17 protein-coding genes are annotated in these 17363 nt (G+C 45.8%); 11 read left to right on the top strand and 6 right to left on the bottom strand.

Features of this window, described 5'->3' with window-relative positions; translation table 11 throughout:
• A partial coding sequence (locus HCZ42_RS19350; RefSeq protein ID WP_167422349.1) for a formate dehydrogenase accessory sulfurtransferase FdhD occupies positions 1-721 on the bottom strand: 721 nt, incomplete at its 3' end.
• A 192-nt stretch (positions 722-913) separates the two neighbouring features.
• On the opposite strand from HCZ42_RS19350, the gene HCZ42_RS19345 reads away from it, so the two are divergent.
• The 11 genes from HCZ42_RS19345 to cobB all read left to right on the top strand — a co-directional run bounded on the left by HCZ42_RS19345 (position 914) and on the right by cobB (position 12006).
• Positions 914-1378, top strand: a complete 465-nt coding sequence (locus HCZ42_RS19345) for a DUF3305 domain-containing protein (protein WP_167422348.1) — start codon at positions 914-916, stop codon at positions 1376-1378.
• Positions 1368-1880 carry a DUF3306 domain-containing protein gene (locus tag HCZ42_RS19340; RefSeq protein WP_167422347.1) on the top strand — a complete coding sequence of 171 codons (513 nt, stop codon included), beginning with the start codon at positions 1368-1370 and terminating at the stop codon, positions 1878-1880. The genes HCZ42_RS19345 and HCZ42_RS19340 overlap by 11 nt, the downstream gene beginning before the upstream one ends.
• A 179-nt stretch (positions 1881-2059) precedes the next feature.
• A complete protein-coding gene (locus HCZ42_RS19335; RefSeq protein ID WP_167422346.1) occupies positions 2060-3721 on the top strand; it encodes a 4Fe-4S dicluster domain-containing protein in 1662 nt (553 codons plus the stop codon).
• Between the two features lie 8 nt (positions 3722-3729).
• Positions 3730-4365 (top strand): TorD/DmsD family molecular chaperone, encoded by a 636-nt coding sequence (locus tag HCZ42_RS19330; RefSeq protein WP_439849008.1) that lies wholly within the window; start codon positions 3730-3732, stop codon positions 4363-4365.
• Between the two features lie 59 nt (positions 4366-4424).
• Positions 4425-4628 (top strand): twin-arginine translocation signal domain-containing protein, encoded by a 204-nt coding sequence (locus HCZ42_RS19325; RefSeq protein WP_053408565.1) that lies wholly within the window; start codon positions 4425-4427, stop codon positions 4626-4628.
• 10 nt (positions 4629-4638) lie between these two features.
• Positions 4639-7494 (top strand): formate dehydrogenase subunit alpha, encoded by a 2856-nt coding sequence (locus HCZ42_RS19320; protein ID WP_167422345.1) that lies wholly within the window; start codon positions 4639-4641, stop codon positions 7492-7494.
• 11 nt (positions 7495-7505) lie between these two features.
• A complete protein-coding gene (fdh3B, locus tag HCZ42_RS19315; protein WP_004414075.1) occupies positions 7506-8114 on the top strand; it encodes a formate dehydrogenase FDH3 subunit beta in 609 nt (202 codons plus the stop codon).
• 14 nt (positions 8115-8128) lie between these two features.
• On the top strand, positions 8129-9181 hold the full coding sequence (locus HCZ42_RS19310) for a formate dehydrogenase subunit gamma (RefSeq protein WP_167422344.1): 1053 nt from the start codon (positions 8129-8131) through the stop codon (positions 9179-9181).
• Positions 9165-9581 carry a hypothetical protein gene (locus HCZ42_RS19305; RefSeq protein WP_167422343.1) on the top strand — a complete coding sequence of 139 codons (417 nt, stop codon included), beginning with the start codon at positions 9165-9167 and terminating at the stop codon, positions 9579-9581. The genes HCZ42_RS19310 and HCZ42_RS19305 overlap by 17 nt, the downstream gene beginning before the upstream one ends.
• Before the next feature lie 301 nt (positions 9582-9882).
• On the top strand, positions 9883-11103 hold the full coding sequence (locus tag HCZ42_RS19300; protein WP_167422342.1) for an ammonium transporter: 1221 nt from the start codon (positions 9883-9885) through the stop codon (positions 11101-11103).
• Positions 11104-11268: 165 nt separating this feature from the next.
• A complete protein-coding gene (cobB, locus tag HCZ42_RS19295) occupies positions 11269-12006 on the top strand; it encodes a Sir2 family NAD+-dependent deacetylase (protein WP_167422341.1) in 738 nt (245 codons plus the stop codon).
• A gap of 79 nt (positions 12007-12085) precedes the next feature.
• Here cobB and HCZ42_RS19290 read toward each other — a convergent pair whose 3' ends face one another.
• The 5 genes from HCZ42_RS19290 to potA form a co-directional block, all read right to left on the bottom strand.
• Positions 12086-13123, bottom strand: a complete 1038-nt coding sequence (locus tag HCZ42_RS19290) for an extracellular solute-binding protein (protein WP_167422340.1) — start codon at positions 13121-13123, stop codon at positions 12086-12088.
• A gap of 176 nt (positions 13124-13299) precedes the next feature.
• The gene (locus HCZ42_RS19285; RefSeq protein ID WP_167422339.1) at positions 13300-14334 is read right to left on the bottom strand and encodes an extracellular solute-binding protein; all 1035 of its coding nucleotides are present in this window, start codon (positions 14332-14334) and stop codon (positions 13300-13302) included.
• A gap of 97 nt (positions 14335-14431) precedes the next feature.
• Positions 14432-15202, bottom strand: coding sequence for a spermidine/putrescine ABC transporter permease PotC (potC, locus tag HCZ42_RS19280; RefSeq protein WP_167422338.1), 771 nt, complete (start codon positions 15200-15202; stop codon positions 14432-14434).
• A complete protein-coding gene (potB, locus tag HCZ42_RS19275; protein ID WP_167422337.1) occupies positions 15202-16062 on the bottom strand; it encodes a spermidine/putrescine ABC transporter permease PotB in 861 nt (286 codons plus the stop codon). Before potB ends, potC begins: the two co-directional genes overlap by 1 nt.
• Entirely contained in the window at positions 16043-17176 is a 1134-nt protein-coding gene (potA, locus tag HCZ42_RS19270) for a spermidine/putrescine ABC transporter ATP-binding protein PotA (RefSeq protein ID WP_167422336.1), read from the bottom strand. Before potA ends, potB begins: the two co-directional genes overlap by 20 nt.
• Positions 17177-17363: the final 187 nt, after the last annotated feature.

Raw genomic sequence — 17363 nt, 5'->3', positions numbered from 1 at the left:
CCAGATCCAACCCCATTTGCGTAACACCTGAGCGAGACAGCAACACAGGAATACCCATTTGCGCGACTTTTATTACCATCTCAGACGTCAAACGGCCGGTGGTATAAAAGATCTTATCTTCACCTGACTCCCCATTGAGCCACTTTTCACCCGCCAGTGTATCCACCGCGTTATGGCGACCGACATCTTCAACAAAAGACAGTACTTCATCGCCACGGCAAACCGCACAGCCATGTACCGCGCCCGCTTTTTTGTAGGTATCGTTGTAATGTGTTAGCGCTTCTAACGCCGCATACACTTGTGATTGCTTCAGCTCGACTTGTGGTACTTGGTAGTTTTCCAACTGTTTCATTACGTTGCCGTACATAGTGCCTTGACCACAGCCCGACGTAACCGTCTTTTTCTTTAGTGCGCCTTCAAGGTGCTCGGTATTTTCTTTGGTGATAACCGCAGCAGTATGGGTTTGCCAATCAATGATGACTGACTCAAGTGCTTCTGGATTAGATAGGAAACTTTGGTTTTTTAAGTATCCGAGTACTAAAGACTCAGGCCTTGAACCGAGCGTCATCAAGGTGACGACTTCTTTCCAGTTAAGCATAACGGTCAAAGGGCGTTCACAGGCAATTTGTTTGACGAGCTTTTCGCCGTACTCGTCATACACTTCGACTTCAATGGTCTGCAGAGGGTTTTCACTGGTTTTTATAATATTTGGCTTAACCACGAGTTGTCCTATGTTTAGAGTTGGTTACGAATTCTAAGAATATACTACAAGCAATTACTATTCCTTGTTTAAGCGCGTCATAATTTTATTTCTCGCTGATTGTTTCTTGTCGCCCACTTGTGCTGGTGAGCTTGAAGATAGGTATAAATATTGCTTAGCTTGATAGATGACGAGAATATAGGGAAAAACTTAATGACCAACCAAGATATTGCTGACAGCAAATTAGAGAAAAATGAGGAACTTTGGTCTCTGGAATGCAATTTAGTTGCGCACGAGATCACGACTGGTATGTGGCTGACCACGCAATGGCAACTTACGGGGTTTAACTTAAAGCCAGAGACCGTCAGCAAACGCGTTGTAACGCTTCAACTGCATCGTGATGAGCGAACTGACTATCGCTTTAACTTAAGTTCTCAGCAGCCGAAATTGTTCTTGGTGCTGGATACCGTAGAGTGTGAGGACGACCCTAACATCGTGTTGCTCACTGCCTCTCAAGGTGTTGCGGGACAATACATGGACGGAGACTATCTGGTGCTGTCGGCTGATATGCCACTGCCTGTTCAGGCTTGGATGGAAGCCTATATCGGGCGTCACGGTGAATTGTTAGAAACACGACGTAAGAAACGCAAAGGTGCAGGGCGAGCAAGTGGCAACTAGTTTTTTAGGGCGCTGGTCAAAGCGTAAGCTAGAAGGTGATAACAAGGAACCGGATGTGGTTGGTTCTGACAGTAGCGAACTTGCAGTTGAAACTCATGATCAAGATGAACAGCTCGTTGTTTCACCTGATGAAGAGAACACTATTGATGTAGCCTCAACTGACGAAGGGGAAGAATTATCAGTAGCGGCGTTACTGGCGTCGGAAGCCGAAGCGGCAGTCAAAAAGGCCGCACTACGAAAACTGTTCCTGTCTGGTGAGTTCAGCGAAGTTGACCGACTTGTTGACTATGACCATGACTATGCTGCTGTGAGTTCATTGCCAAGTGAAGCTGCAGCCAAACTTCGTGAATGGTTAAACACAGCAGAAGAAGAGTCAGAAGAGAGTGAGGCTCAACTCGTTGACGAAGAAACGCAATTAGCGTCTGTTGATACAGAAGCTGCGGAAATCGATGATTCAGAACAAGATTTGCAAGTGGGACAAAATATACCACACGAAAACTAGGTACATTTTGACTAAGTCATCAATTGAACGGGTGCGACATTTTGTCTCATCCGTTTTTTATTTATTCTGTTTTTACTCAGTAGTTATATAAATTACTGATTTTAATTGAAATAAAAGTTGGTACAGCATTTGCTATTACTATCCAGAGTGAATATTCATGTTCTAACTGGAACAGAGCAATGCTTAGACAACTACTACAAGAATCTACGTCTGAAAACGGTAAAGCGCGTTTGTATGCGTTTGAAAATACTGTTGAACTGACAAACCTCATTCCTCCTACGGTCAGTTATGAAAGTGGCGGGAATACCCTGATTATTGGTCCTACAGCAATCATTGAGAGTGCGGCTGAACAGCTGTCTCAAATGAATAGCTTAACGTTACTGTCGACAGACGGTGAGGATGGGACGCATCAAAACCTCTACTACGCAAATAGCGTTCAGGTGTCGGGCTTTTTAGGTACGTTCGAAGTGATTATCGAAAATCGCGATGTGTCGAGCAATTTGGCAAAAGTCGCGATTAACCATGATTGCTTTGATGTTGTGCTCGACCTTTGCCTAAATAGCTGCATGGCAGAAGAAGTTCCCGTCCCGGGTTATTACCCCGTTGGACGCGGTTATCCAAAACTGGCTGAAGCATTAGAAGAAATTCCCACGTTGATGGGAACATTCGATAAGCCAAAGTTTTTCCGTTTAGACACAGACTTATGTGCCCACAGTTCACGTGGCGTGAAAGGCTGTGAACGCTGTGTCGATGCTTGTCCTGCTGGTGCGCTGTCGAGCGAAGGTAATGACAAAATTGGTCACCGCATCGAAATCAATCCTTACCTTTGTCAAGGGGTGGGGACTTGTGCGACGGCTTGTCCAACAGAAGCGATTCATTATGCGTTGCCAAATCCACAAGACACGCAAAAATTCATTGAACGTATGCTGGCGAATTATCAGCAAGCCGGAGGCGTTGATCCAATCGTCCTTATTTGTAGTTCTCGCCATGAGACCTACAACGTTATGGCACTAAAAGCGCTACCAGATAACGTTATCCCTGTTGTCGTTGAAGAGCTACCTTCTGTTGGTATTGATAGCTGGTTTGCGGCTTTGGCGAACGGTGCGACACAAGTGTTGTTTGCAGCGAGTCGTTTTATGCCCGCAACTATCATTCGTGTGCTCACTAGCGAAATATCGACCGCTCAAGAACTGCTTGAACAGATGGGAATTGCGAAAGAGACGATCGACATTCTTTATCTAGAGTCTCTACGCGAAGCGCAACCGACGTTGACGACTCAACCTTTCGGTTTGTCGCTAGGCGATTTGGCTGGCAACAAACGTGCACGTCTATTTACTGCACTTGATGCTCTGGCTGAGAACCATATTCCAGCTGAAACCATTCAAGCGCTTCCAGCAAGCGCGCCGTTTGGCAATGTCGATTGCGATAAAACAGCGTGTACCTCTTGCATGAGCTGCGTTGCGGTATGTCCAACGTGCGCGCTACACACTGAAGGTCATTCACCATCACTTAAGTTTATTGAACAAGATTGTGTTCAATGTGGTTTATGTGCCAAGGCATGCCCTGAGAATGCACTAAGCTTAACTTCGAGAATGAATTGGGATGCTTCAGCGCGTCAACAAGCGATTGTACTTCATGAAGAGAAAGCGGCGGAATGTACGCGTTGTCACAAACCATTCGCACCGCAATCTATGATTGATATGTTGCAGAGTAAGTTACGCGGTCACTCTCATTTCCAAGATGATTCGGCGATCAACCGTATCGCGATGTGTGAAGACTGCCGAGTGATCGACATGTTCGAGTCAATGGCAGAAGACCCAATGCAGCAGCTGAAATACTAGGAGTTCTCGTGGAAAATCAACAAGACACATTACGTTCAGATATTTACTTACTCCTTTCTGCACTTTACCGCCAGAGTCCGAATTCTGAGGTGTTGGCATTTTTGGCGGGCTTAGAGCCTGAATCTGCCGCTAGCGATATGCAGAAAGCTTGGCTTGAGTTGATTGAAGCTGCACGCAATGCCAACGAAGAAACACTTGCCGATGAATATCAAGAACTGTTTATCGGTATTGGTCGCGGGGAAGTGATTCCATTTGCCTCTTGGCATCGCACGGGTTCGCTAATGGAAAAACCGTTAGCAGAGATTCGTCGAGACTTAGAACTGCTCGGATTAGAGAGAGAGGCTGAAGTCAAAGAGCCGGAAGATCACATTGCAGCGCTTTGTGAAGTAATGGCGATGCTTACCCAAGAAGAAGAGGGACTGCAGCAAGCTTTCTTCAATAAACATATCGCGCCTTGGTTTTCATTGTTCACTGGACAAATTCTTCGCGCACAACATACTGCGTTTTATTTGCCAGTCGCGCAGTTTACCCAAACGTTTTTAACACTGGAGCAAGTTCGTTTCAGTGAGAACACCCATAGCAGTAAAAGCAAAATAAAAATTGATGTGAAAAACGTCACTGAGTACGACCCAACTCAGCCGTAACGAGTTCGCGTCGATAGAGAGGCTCAGAGTCTCCAAGTACCGCAAGGTAAGGAAGCAAAATGAAAGACAATAATGAGAAATCAATAGATACATCCCGTAGGGATCTACTTAAAGGATTAACCACTGCAGCAGTGGCTGGTGCTGTTGTCGCAGGTACGACAAAAGTTGCCAATGCGACAGAATCCGTTGAAGTAGAAAAAGACGTTAACAAGACCGGATACCGCGAAACGCAACATATCCGAGATTATTACGAAACCCTATAGGAGCTGAGTAATGAAACTAATTAAACGCTCCGATAGTGTGAGCAAAGAACAAAATCAATTGGGCATTTCACGCCGCGCATTCATGAAGAACAGTTCGCTGGCTGCTGGTGGTGCTGTTGCAGGAGCGTGTTTATTCACGCCGGGCATGATCAAAAAAGCCGAAGCGAAGTCGGTTGATCCAAATGCAAAGACAGAGATCAAACGTACTATTTGTTCTCACTGCTCAGTGGGTTGTGGTATCTACGCCGAAGTACAAAACGGTGTTTGGACAGGACAAGAGCCTGCTTTTGACCATCCATTTAACGCTGGTGGCCACTGTGCGAAAGGTGCAGCATTGCGTGAGCACGGACATGGTGAGCGCCGCTTGAAATACCCAATGAAGCTAGAAGGCGGTAAGTGGAAAAAGCTTTCTTGGGAGCAAGCGATTGAAGAGATCGGCAATAAAGCGCTAGAGATTCGCAAAGAGTCAGGTCCAGATTCGGTTTACTGGTTAGGCAGTGCGAAACACAGCAATGAACAAGCGTACATGTTCCGTAAGATGGCGTCGCTTTGGGGGACGAACAACGTTGACCACCAAGCGCGTATCTGTCACTCAACCACGGTAGCCGGTGTAGCAAACACTTGGGGCTACGGCGCGATGACCAATTCTTTCAACGATATGCACAACTGTAAATCGATGCTATTTATCGGCTCAAACCCGGCGGAAGCTCACCCAGTTGCGATGCAGCATATCTTGATCGCAAAAGAAAAGAACAGTTGTAAGATCGTCGTTGCTGACCCACGTCGTACTCGTACCGCAGCAAAATCTGATTTCTACGTTTCTCTGCGTCCTGGTTCTGACGTCGCGTTCATTTGGGGCATCCTATGGCACGTATTTAAAAATAACTGGGAAGACAAAGATTTTATCCAACAGCGTGTATTCGGTATGGATGAGATTCGCCAAGAAGTGGCCAAGTGGAACCCAGCCGAAGTTGAACGCGTAACAGGTGTTAGCGAAGAAGAAGTGTACAACACCGCGAAGATCCTTTCTGAAAACCGTCCGGGTTGTGTGGTTTGGTGTATGGGTGGTACGCAGCACACCACAGGTAACAACAACACTCGTGCTTACTGTGTGCTTGAGCTTGCGCTTGGTAACATGGGTAAATCTGGCGGCGGCGCAAACATTTTCCGTGGTCACGATAACGTACAGGGTGCAACTGACCTTGGCGTACTATCGCACACATTACCAGGTTACTACGGTCTCGCTGATGGCGCGTGGAAACACTGGGCAGGCGTATGGGATCTGGATTTTGAGTGGATTAAAAACCGCTTTGACCAGAACGAATACCGCGGCCAAAAACCAATGAACAACATGGGTATTCCGGTTTCTCGTTGGATTGACGGTGTGTTGGAAAACAAAGACAACATCGAGCAGAAAGACAACATTCGCGCCATGTTCTACTGGGGCCATGCGGTTAACTCGCAAACCCGTGGCGTTGAAATGAAAAAGGCGATGCAGAAACTGGATATGATGGTAATCGTTGACCCGTATCCAACAGTAGCTGCAGTAATGAACGATCGTACAGACGGCGTTTACTTGCTGCCTGCGACCACTCAGTTTGAAACATACGGCAGTGTGACGGCGTCAAACCGCTCACTTCAGTGGCGTGACCAAGTTATTCAACCGCTGTTCGATTCAAAACCAGACCACGAAATCATGTATCTAATGTCTAAGAAACTTGGTTTCGCAGAGCAGTTGTTCAAACACATCAAAGTAGAAAACAACCAACCAGTCATTGAAGACATTACCCGCGAGTTCAACAAAGGTATGTGGACGATCGGCTACACAGGCCAAAGCCCTGAGCGTTTGAAGCAACACCAACAAAACTGGCACACATTCCACAAGACAACGCTTGCTGCGGAAGGTGGTCCAGCTCATGGCGACACTTATGGTCTACCTTGGCCATGCTGGGGTACACCAGAAATGAAACACCCTGGCACGCACATTCTTTACGATACGTCTAAGCCTATTGCTGAAGGCGGCGGTACTTTCCGTGCGCGTTTTGGCGTTGAATTTGAAGGCAAGAACCTGTTGGCGGAAGACAGCTACTCACAAGGTAGTGAAATCCAAGACGGTTACCCAGAATTTAGCGACAAGCTATTGAAGCACCTAGGTTGGTGGGATGACCTGACTGAAGCAGAGAAAGCTTCAGCCGAAGGTAAAAACTGGAAAACGGACCTGTCAGGCGGTATCCAACGTGTGGCTATCAAGCACGGCTGTAACCCGTTTGGTAACGCGAAAGCGCGTGCCATTGTATGGACGTTCCCAGATCGTGTACCGCTACACCGCGAACCACTGTACACACCACGTCGTGACTTGGTTGCTGACTACCCAACTTGGGATGACAGTGAGTCAATTTACCGTCTACCAACGATGTACAAGTCGATTCAGGATCAAGATAAGTCGAAAGAATACCCGATTATCCTGACGTCTGGTCGTCTGGTTGAATACGAAGGTGGTGGTGAAGAAACCCGTTCTAACCCTTGGCTTGCTGAACTCCAACAAGAGATGTTTGTGGAAGTGAACCCGAAAGACGCTAACGATCTTGGCTTTAAAGATGGCGATATGGTGTGGGTTGAAGGGGCAGAGAAAGGCCGCATTCACGTCAAGGCGCTGGTAACACGTCGTGTGAAACCGGGTTTGGCATTCATTCCGTTCCACTTTGGCGGTAAGTTTGAAGGCGTTGACCTGCGTGATAAGTACCCAGAAGGAGCCGACCCATACGTGATTGGTGAGTCTGCCAATATCGCTACGACTTACGGTTATGACCCTGTAACGCAAATGCAGGAAACCAAAGTCACCCTATGTAACATTCGCAAAGCGTAAGGAGTCTACTAATGGCTAGAATGAAATTCCTTTGTGACACCAAGCGCTGTATCGAATGTAACGGCTGTGTCACTGCATGTAAAAACGAAAACGATGATGCTCTTGAGTGGGGCATTCAACGTCGTCGCGTCGTTACTCTAAATGATGGCGAACCGGGCGAGAACTCAATCTCAGTTGCTTGTATGCACTGTACCGATGCGCCTTGTATGGCGGTGTGTCCAGCAGACTGTTTTGAGCATACTGAAGACGGCATCGTGTTACACAATAAAGACCTGTGTATCGGTTGTGGCTACTGTCTGTTTGCCTGCCCATTTGGCGCACCTCAGTTCCCTAAACAGGAAGCGTTTGGTGAGCGTGGCAAAATGGACAAATGTACATTCTGTGCGGGCGGCCCTGAAACTGAACCTGGCTCAGTTGAAGAGCGTCAGAAGTACGGTGCAAACCGCATCGCAGAAGGTAAGCTGCCAATGTGTGCGTCGCTTTGTTCAACAAAAGCGCTACTTGCGGGCGATGCAGAGAAAGTATCTGACATCTTCCGTCAACGTGTGGTTGAGCGCGGTGCGAAAGGCGCTGGTTGGACAGATGGCAATGATCTGTCTTACGACGCAACGAAAAGCTAATGCTGGAGAGAGTCATGTTTTCAATGTTTAAACGTGCATCTCTCACAATGCTGTCATTGTTGGCAGCATTGGTTTTTGCTTTGTCGTTGCCCGCGCATGCTGAGCAAAAAGAGTCTGATGTTGCACAACGCGAAATGACCCAACTGGCTGGCGCTGATTTTTGGCGTCAGGTTCGTCAGGGTGAAGAGGGCTATACGACGTCTCAGTTCCCAGAGCACGGAATGCTAATTAGTAAGCCAGGACAAACCTGGTACATTTTGAAAGAGAAATGGATGTCTCCTGCGGGCGCTATCGCGATCTTTGGTAGTATTGCTTTCGTGATTTTGGTTTACCTCTTCATGGGACCAATCATGTTAAGTGCGCCAAGAACTGGCAAGCGAATCAAGCGCTGGTCTCGTCTCGATCGAGCAATGCACTGGAGTATGGCATTTACTTTTTTAACCCTTGGTTTTAGTGGCTTGATGCTTGTATACGGCAAGCACTTCTTGAAGCCTTATATTCCCGCGGATTTGTGGGGATTCATTATTATGCTGGCTAAGCAGTACCACAACTACATCGGTCCTATTTTTGGTGTGTTGTTGATCTGTGTGTTGGTGAAATGGTGGCGTAAATCTATCTTTACTAAAGTCGACTTTGTTTGGTTTATCAAGCTGGGTGGTATGGTAGGTAAACACAAAGGCTCGCACCCATCTGCAGGTTTTTCGAATGCAGGTGAGAAAGCGCTGTTTTGGCTACTGATCGTTGTTGGTAGTGTAGTGGCTGTGAGTGGTCTGGTGCTTGATTTCCCTATCTTTGGCCAAACACGCCGTGATATGGAATTGTCGAACCTAGTACATATGCTAGCCGCGTTAATCCTTATCTGTGGTTTTGTTTTCCATATCTACATTGGTCTATTTGGTATGGAAGGCGCGCTGGAAGGTATGGTCACAGGCGAAGTTGATGAAACATGGGCGAAAGAGCACCATGACCTTTGGTATGAAGAAGTGATGGCGAAAGAACAAAACGCGCAAGCTGCAGAGCCTCAAGATAAAGTGAAAGGAGCGACGGCAAATGAACAAACCTCATAAAGGTATTTGGGTCGCGTATATCCTGAGCTGCTTCACTCCGTTTACATGCCTTATCTCTGGCGTAGTTGCGATTATCTACGCGGGCTACCGTCTGGATAAAGGAGAGGATGGAGAAGTGATTGATTCGCACTACTATGGTCTGATTCGAACTTTTTTCCTTAATCTGACCTATTTCGTTGTGCTGATCATCACAGTGGCCACGTCAAACGGTGTGTTGGTAGGTCTAAATGACTACTGGTATAAGAGCAGCGTGTTAGACAGCATCGCGTTTTACATTCCTTATGCTGGCATGTTACTTGGCTTGCTAGCGATCTTCCTGTGGTTTATCCGCATGTATGAAGGGATGACTAAACTGAGAAACAATCAACCGTTTAAATTCTCTAAAGGTCCGAACCTTTAATTCCCCCAGAGCCCTGAATCAATCAGGGCTCATTTCTTCTCGATGCACAATGTAAGAACGCTTTAAATTGGTGCGTTGTCACCATAATTGTGCAACCTGGCGTCTGACTTTGATTACAGAGTTAAGTGGTCATCCATCAAGAATCAATAAAATCAGTGCCTTATATCTCATTGTTTTTTATGTTGTCAGTTGGCACATTCATTGCTCCAACACGTTTTTGATATTCATATCACCAATATGGTGAATTGAATGTGCTACTGCACAGGATAAGTGCACGCAAACACAACGGAGAACAAAAACGATGAGTGTAACCGCAAGTCAGGTTCATGGAGCCGTTCAAACCCTGACCCAAAGTTCCGATACTTTATTCTTGCTACTAGGCGCAATAATGGTGTTTTTAATGCACGCGGGTTTCGCCTTCCTTGAAGTGGGAACCGTTAGGCACAAGAACCAAGTCAACGCCTTAGTTAAAATTCTTGCCGACTTCGGTATCTCAGCCATTGCGTACTTTTTTATTGGTTACTGGGTCGCGTATGGCGCTAACTTTTTCGCCGACGCGCAAACTCTCTCGCAAGGCAATGGTTACGAGTTAGTGAAATTCTTTTTCTTACTGACTTTTGCTGCTGCTATCCCTGCCATCGTCTCAGGTGGAATTGCAGAGCGCGCTCGATTCTATCCCGTCTTGATTGCGACCTTCTTTACCGTTGGTATCGTTTACCCACTGTTTGAAGGTATGATCTGGAACGGCAATTTTGGTTTGCAAGCGTGGTTTGAAACGCAATTTGGTTATGGCTTTCATGACTTTGCTGGTTCTGTTGTTGTACACGCTGTTGGCGGCTGGATTGCTCTGGTCGCGGTTACGTTTTTAGGCATGCGTAAGGGACGTATTCGCGCAGGTAAGCACACCAACTTTGCTCCCTCGAACATTCCTTTCTTGGCACTAGGGGCTTGGATCCTTTGTGTGGGTTGGTTTGGCTTTAACGTCATGTCGGCGCAAACTTTAAACGGCATCAGCGGTCTGGTTGCAATGAACTCGTTGATGGCGATGGTTGGTGGTATTGTGGCATCGCTGCTTGCAGGCAAGAACGACCCAGGCTTTATTCACAATGGTCCGTTAGCAGGCTTGGTGGCGGTTTGTGCTGGCTCTGATTTGATGCACCCAATTGGTGCTTTGGTGACTGGCGCGGTGGCAGGGGCGTTATTTGTTTACTTATTTACCTACTTGCAAAACAAAACCAAAATTGATGATGTGCTGGGTGTATGGCCTCTGCACGGTGTTTGTGGCGCATGGGGTGGTGTCGCTGCAGGTATCTTTGGTCAAAGCACACTAGGCGGCTTAGACGGCGTAAGTTTTGCTGTTCAGCTACTGGGAACCATAGCGGGTATTTCAATCGCTGTAGCTGGCGCTCTGGTTGTTTATGGTGCGATCAATAGCATGACCGGACTACGCTTATCTGAAGAAGATGAATTCAACGGTGCAGACTTAGCGATTCATAAAATTTCAGCGACCAACGAAGACTAAAGCAAAAACAATCATGGAAAGGGCGGCTTTGACCGCTCTTTTTTGTATCACTTCACAATCCCTGCTGATAAAACGCCAACTTCGACTATGGTCTAACCCTCATAACTTCTGATGTTATTCATCAAATGCTAAGCTACAGACAAAGGATATGAAGAAGGATGTGGTATGAAGTTTCCGTATCGTAATGTAGTTGTATTAACGGGAGCCGGTATTTCTGCCGAATCAGGAATACAAACGTTCAGAGCCCAGGATGGCTTGTGGGAAGATCATCGAATTGAAGATGTCGCTACGCCAGAGGGCTTCGAACGCGACCCAGACCTAGTACAAGATTTCTATAATCAACGCCGTTTAAAACTGCAAGAGTCGCATATTGAGCCAAACGCTGCGCATTTAGCGCTAGGGCGCTTAGAAAAAGAGCTTGAAGGTTCGGTGACGGTAATTACGCAGAATATCGACAATCTGCATGAGCGTGGTGGTAGTAGCAATGTCATCCACATGCACGGTGAACTGCTTAAAGCGCGCTGTAGCGAGTCGAACCAAGTGATAGAGGAACTGGGTGAGATCAAAACTGGTGATCTTTGCCATTGCTGCCAAATTCCATCTCAGTTGCGCCCGCACGTGGTTTGGTTCGGTGAAATGCCGCTGCGCATGGGTGACATCTATGAATCACTCGAGCAAGCGGACTTATTTATTTCGATTGGTACTTCTGGTGTGGTATATCCAGCAGCGGGTTTTGTCCATGATGCGAAAATGCACGGGGCGCACACTATCGAAATCAACTTAGAGCCGAGTGCTGTAGAAAGCGAATTTGAAGAGAAGCGTTACGGCAAGGCAAGTATTGAAGTGCCAAAATTGGTTGAAGAGATCCTCGATCTGCAGAAACCTGACTCGCAAAGTGCTTAACAGCAGTCATTCCCCACATACAAATAAAGCGGCTTTTAAGCCGCTTTATTATTATCTAAATCGCTACTGGAGCAATAGATTAGTTATCTACTTTAAGTTTTTGGAAGTACTCGTCGTAAATCACGCTTGCTTCGCCAACTTCATCTTGCCAAGTACCGCTGTCCATTACTTCTTGAGGAGGGAAGATGCTTGGATTGTTAGCAAACTCTTCAGGAAGCAGTTTATGCGCACTTGCCACTGGTGTTGGGTAGCCGATTTCTAGAGCGATCTTCGCCGCGTTTTCAGGGCGAAGTAGGAAGTCGATCATCTTGTGTGCCGCATCAACGTTTTTCGCTTCTGCCGGGATGGCTAGGCTGTCCATCCAGAAGATCGTGCCTTTTTCTGGCCAGATGATATCGATGGATGCGCCTTCTTGACGAGCCATGTACGCAGAACCGTTCCAAAGCATACCGAGTGATACTTCACCCGCGAGGTATGGGTTTGCTGGGAAGTCTGAGTTAAATACCAACACGTTTGGCATCAGTTTCTTCAACTCTTCGTATGCTGCTTTGATTTCGTCAGGGTTAGTGGTGTTTGGCGAGTAACCCAGCTTGGTCAATGCGATGTGGAACACTTCACGTGAATCGTCCATCATCATTAATTGACCTTCCCACTTGCTGTCCCAGAAATCATCCCATTTGGTCACAGATGATTTGTCTAGCATGTCTGAGTTAATACCAATGCCCGTTGCACCCCAGATGTATGGGATAGAAAAGTTGTTGTTTGGGTCAAACGGCTTGTTTAGGAAGTTAGTATCGAGGTCTGCAAAGTGAGAAAGCTTGCTCTTGTCGATTTCTTGAAGCATACCTTCTTTGCGCATCTTAGATACGAAATAAGTAGACGGAACCACAAGGTCATAACCAGAACCTTGAGTCTTTAGCTTCGCGTACATGCTCTCGTTAGACTCGTAAGTCGAGTAGATAACTTTGATGCCTGTCTCTTTGGTAAAATCTTCAAGAATTTCGTTAGGAATGTATTCAGACCAGTTGTAGAAGTAGAGTTCTTGATCAGCAGCCATTGCAGAAGAAGCGGTTAGTGCCGCTGCGCACAGTGCGCTTGCATAGAATTTACTTTTCATTACTTTTCCGTTTTTGTTTTTGCCTAGCCATCAGAGCGTCAATCGGGACGAAATGTTCTGATTAAGCAGTGGGTTAAGTGCTTGTCGAAAGACAAACTATACAAAAAAAGAAAGTATATCAGTCAATAAACAAAATAGGCAGCGAATGCTGCCTATTTTAAAGTAAAAGGAAGAGATTATTGGCCGGCTTTCAGTTTTAAGAAATATTCTTCATATTTAACTGTTAAGTCGCCAACAGCGTCTTGCCATTCAACACGGTCAAGGTCTTCTTGAGATGGGAATAGCGGCGCAACATCTTTAAATTTGGCGTTAGACTCAGCGACCGCAGTCAAGTAACCAGTGTCAGCTGAAATTTGCTCTGCAATTTCAGGACGTAGCAGGAAGTTGATCATCTTGTGCGCTGCATCGACGTTTTTTGCGCCAGACGAGATCGCAAAGTTATCAACCCAGCCGATACCGCCTTCTTTAGGGAAAACCAGTTTAAGGTTCAGGCCTTCTTTTTGTGCCGCAGCCGCACTGCCGTTCCAAAGCATACCAACGCCGACTTCACCAGACATGTATGGTGCGCCCGGGTTGTCAGAGTTAAACACCAATACGTTTGGCATCAGTTTTTGTAGCTCTGCGTACGCTTCATCAATCTGTTTAGGATCGGTAGAGTTACCCGAGTAACCCAATTTGCGTAGGGCAATATGGAACACTTCGCGCGTGTCATCCATCAGCATTAACTGACCTTCAAGCTCTGGGTTCCATAAATCAGCCCAACTTTGGAAGTCATTTGGATCATACATGTCAGTGTTCACCGCTAGACCTGTGATAGCGACAACGTGAGGAATGGAGTACTCGTTGTTTGGATCAAATGGCTTGTCCAAGTAGTTTTTGTCTAGGTTGTCAAAGTTACTCAGCTTTGATTTGTCGATCTTTTGTAGCATGCCTTCATCACGCATCTTTGCAACAAAGTACGTCGAAGGAACAACTAAATCATAACCTTCATTATGTGTTTTTAGCTTTGCGTATAAAGTCTCGTTCGACTCGTAAGTCGAGTAGATCACTTTAATTCCAGTCTCCTTGGTAAATTGTTCTAGAAGGCTACTGTTGATGTACGGCCCCCAGTTCATGAATACCAATTCCTTATTTTCGTCCGCTGCCACTGAACCAGAGAACAGAGAAAGCGCACATGCACTACCAGCTAATAAAGTAGCCCATTTTTTCATTGACGTTAGCTCCAAACCAAACGTTGCTCATTACGAGCGTAGATAGAAAAACAGAATGGCTATTCTTGGCCATTCTGTTTGGTAATTCACGCGGATTCTACTTCACTTTTTCTCTTGCTAGCAACTGAGATATGACTACCAAAATCAAGGAAACAATCAGCATGACTGTTGCGAGAGCATTCACCTCTGGTGATATTCCCACTTTTACCATCGAGTAGATTTTTAATGGCAAAATTTCATATGTTGGCCCCGTCACGAATGAACTGATAATCACGTCATCCAGTGATAGGGTAAAGCTCAATAACCAACCTGCAGCAACCGCAGGTTTGGCAAGTGGCAGAATAATCTGTTTTAAGATAACCCATTCACTCGCACCTAAATCTTTTGCTGCTTCTAGCATCTTCACATCAAAACCATTCAATCGACTGTAAACCGTTACGACAACGAAAGGTAAACAGAAGGTGATATGCGCAATCAATAGTGTAAAGAAGCCAAGCTGTGCACCTAAAACAAGGAACAGGGCAAGCAACGAAATTGCCATCACAATATCCGGAGACATCATCACTACGAATAGCATGCCATTCACAGCGCCTTTACCTTTAAAGGTATAGCGGAATAGGGCAACAGCAGTAAAGCTACCGATAATTGTAGCCGCTGTTGCAGAAAACACCGCAACATTCAAAGAATGCCACGCAGCCTGCATTAAACTGTCGTTGTTTACTAAGGTTTCGTACCACTTGGTGGTAAAGCCGCCCCATTTCATACCAAATTTATTGGCATTAAATGAGTTCACAATTAGTACAACGATCGGTAGGTACAAAAATGCGTATACCAACGCCATAAAGCTAAATCTAACTGAACGTCCCATTAGTCTAGCTCCACTTTCTTATTCAAAAGTTTGCCTGCTCGGTAGTAGGCGTAAAGCATAATTGCCATGGCAATCGTTAAGGCAATGCTTGTTGCCGCGCCAAATGGCCAATCACGTGCGTTCAGTACCTGACTCTTAATCACGTTACCAATTAGAAGGTTCTTCGCACCGCCTAATAGGTCTGAGATATAGAACATGCCGAGTGCTGGTAGCAATACCAATAAACAACCGCCGATAATACCTGGCATGGTTAAAGGCAGAGTCACTTTAGTAAAGATCTGGAACTTGTTTGCGCCTAAATCTTTTGCCGCTTCTACGTAGGTATGGTCAAGTTTTTCAATCGCCGAGTACAAAGGAAGAATCATAAATGGCAATAGGATGTAGACCAGACCGATCATTACTGCGGTTTCGGTGTACATTAAACGAATCGGTTTATCGATGATTTCCATTGCGATTAGAGATTTGTTCAAAATCCCTTGTGTACCCAAAACAATCTTTAGACCGTAAGTACGAATCAGCGAGTTGGTCCAAAACGGTACAATCACCAAAAACAGCATGATTGGCCGCCATTTTTCGGGCATTTTCGCCACGATATACGCAAATGGATAACCGATTATTAAACATAAAATCGTTGCTACGATCGCCATGTAGAAAGAGTGCAACAACACTTTTGCGTACAGTGGGTCAATCAGCCTTAAATAGTTATCAAAGGTGAACGTTAACTCAATCAGATTGGCTTCATCACGAGTTAGGAAACTGGTTCCAATGATCATCACGTTTGGAATTAGGACGAATAGTGTCAGCCAACCAACGATGAGAGCAATGATTGCGTTCTGAAGATTAAACTTCTTGCTGATCATTAAGGACGACCTCCCAGCTCTCAACCCAAGTGACCGCCACTTTTTGACCGATAGAGTGGTCTACATCTGGGTCATCTTCGTTGAAGAATTCGCTTACCATCACACGCATGCCCGATTCGAGTTCGATAACGGAATCTAACGTCATACCTTTATAGGTGCGCTCAGTAACGTGGCCAACAATGCCTTTTTGCTCAGATTCTTTGATCTCTTCGATACGCAAATCTTCAGGGCGGAGCAAAACTTGCAGTTTATCACCAGCCTGTGCTGGCTTGTCGTAATAGACGACAGATTCGACACCTTCAATCTCTGCGCGAATACGCTGCTCGTCAATGCGGTTAAGCATCGTTGTATTGAAGACGTTAATCTCACCGATAAAGCGGGCTACGAAAAGGTTCTTTGGTTCTTCGTAAATTTCACGTGGTGTGCCGTCTTGTTCAATAACTCCGTCTCGCATTACTATAATACGGTCAGACATAGATAAAGCTTCTTCTTGGTCGTGTGTGACAAAGATAAATGTAATGCCAAGTTGACGTTGAAGCTGTTTCAGCTCAATTTGCATCTGCTTACGTAGTTTGTAATCCAGTGCAGAAAGAGATTCATCCAACAGAAGAACTTTGGGTTTGTTCACAACCGCACGAGCGATTGCGATACGTTGTTGCTGACCACCTGAAAGTTGATGCGGTTTACGCTGCGCCATTTTTTCTAGGCGAACCATACGTAACGCTTCCATGACTCGCGGCTCGATATCTGCCGAAGGCACTTTTTGCATACGCAAGCCAAATGCAACGTTTTCAAATACGGTCATGTGAGGGAAGAGTGCATAACTTTGGAATACAGTGTTGACGTGCCTTTGTTCAGCAGGGACTTCAGTAACGGTCTGGCCATCAAGAATGATGTCGCCATTATCAGCGGCTTCGAAACCAGCAATCATCCTAAGAACGGTCGTTTTACCACAGCCGGAAGGACCAAGGATGGTTAGAAATTCACCATGGTTTACATCAAGGTTTAGGTTGGCGATGATTTCCTTGCCATCGAAACTTTTGCTGATGCCAGTTAGACGGATAACTGGTTGTCCTGCTTGTTGTTTAGCGTTCAACGTCTGTCTTTCTCCCACATTGGATATTTAACTCGTAAATATACCCGTAGTTATACAAAATAGAGGCGCGCATCATAATCACCAAAATGGTGAATTCAAAGCAATTTCTTAACTTGAAACACAAAAAATTTTGCAGGTAAAAGTAAACATTTCTTACCATACTGTTTCTAAGCGATTTATATGCGCAAATAGGGCTTGAATTTCA

The sequence above is a fragment of the Vibrio hepatarius genome (assembly GCF_011806575.1).
GTDB classification, from domain to species: Bacteria; Pseudomonadota; Gammaproteobacteria; order Enterobacterales; family Vibrionaceae; genus Vibrio; species Vibrio hepatarius_A.
The sequence above is the reverse complement of the archived record's forward strand: the minus strand, read 5'-3'. Positions and strand labels throughout refer to the sequence as shown.

Coding starts and splice junctions, on each gene's coding strand:
- HCZ42_RS19300 (WP_167422342.1), top strand. CDS start 9,883: ATGAGTGTAACCGCAAGTCAGGTTCATGGAGCCGTTCAAACCCTGACC.
- potB (WP_167422337.1), bottom strand. CDS start 16,062: ATGATCAGCAAGAAGTTTAATCTTCAGAACGCAATCATTGCTCTCATC.
- HCZ42_RS19335 (WP_167422346.1), top strand. CDS start 2,060: ATGCTTAGACAACTACTACAAGAATCTACGTCTGAAAACGGTAAAGCG.
- HCZ42_RS19320 (WP_167422345.1), top strand. CDS start 4,639: ATGAAACTAATTAAACGCTCCGATAGTGTGAGCAAAGAACAAAATCAA.
- HCZ42_RS19285 (WP_167422339.1), bottom strand. CDS start 14,334: ATGAAAAAATGGGCTACTTTATTAGCTGGTAGTGCATGTGCGCTTTCT.
- fdh3B (WP_004414075.1), top strand. CDS start 7,506: ATGGCTAGAATGAAATTCCTTTGTGACACCAAGCGCTGTATCGAATGT.
- HCZ42_RS19310 (WP_167422344.1), top strand. CDS start 8,129: ATGTTTTCAATGTTTAAACGTGCATCTCTCACAATGCTGTCATTGTTG.
- HCZ42_RS19290 (WP_167422340.1), bottom strand. CDS start 13,123: ATGAAAAGTAAATTCTATGCAAGCGCACTGTGCGCAGCGGCACTAACC.
- potC (WP_167422338.1), bottom strand. CDS start 15,202: ATGGGACGTTCAGTTAGATTTAGCTTTATGGCGTTGGTATACGCATTT.
- HCZ42_RS19305 (WP_167422343.1), top strand. CDS start 9,165: ATGAACAAACCTCATAAAGGTATTTGGGTCGCGTATATCCTGAGCTGC.
- HCZ42_RS19345 (WP_167422348.1), top strand. CDS start 914: ATGACCAACCAAGATATTGCTGACAGCAAATTAGAGAAAAATGAGGAA.
- cobB (WP_167422341.1), top strand. CDS start 11,269: ATGAAGTTTCCGTATCGTAATGTAGTTGTATTAACGGGAGCCGGTATT.
- HCZ42_RS19325 (WP_053408565.1), top strand. CDS start 4,425: ATGAAAGACAATAATGAGAAATCAATAGATACATCCCGTAGGGATCTA.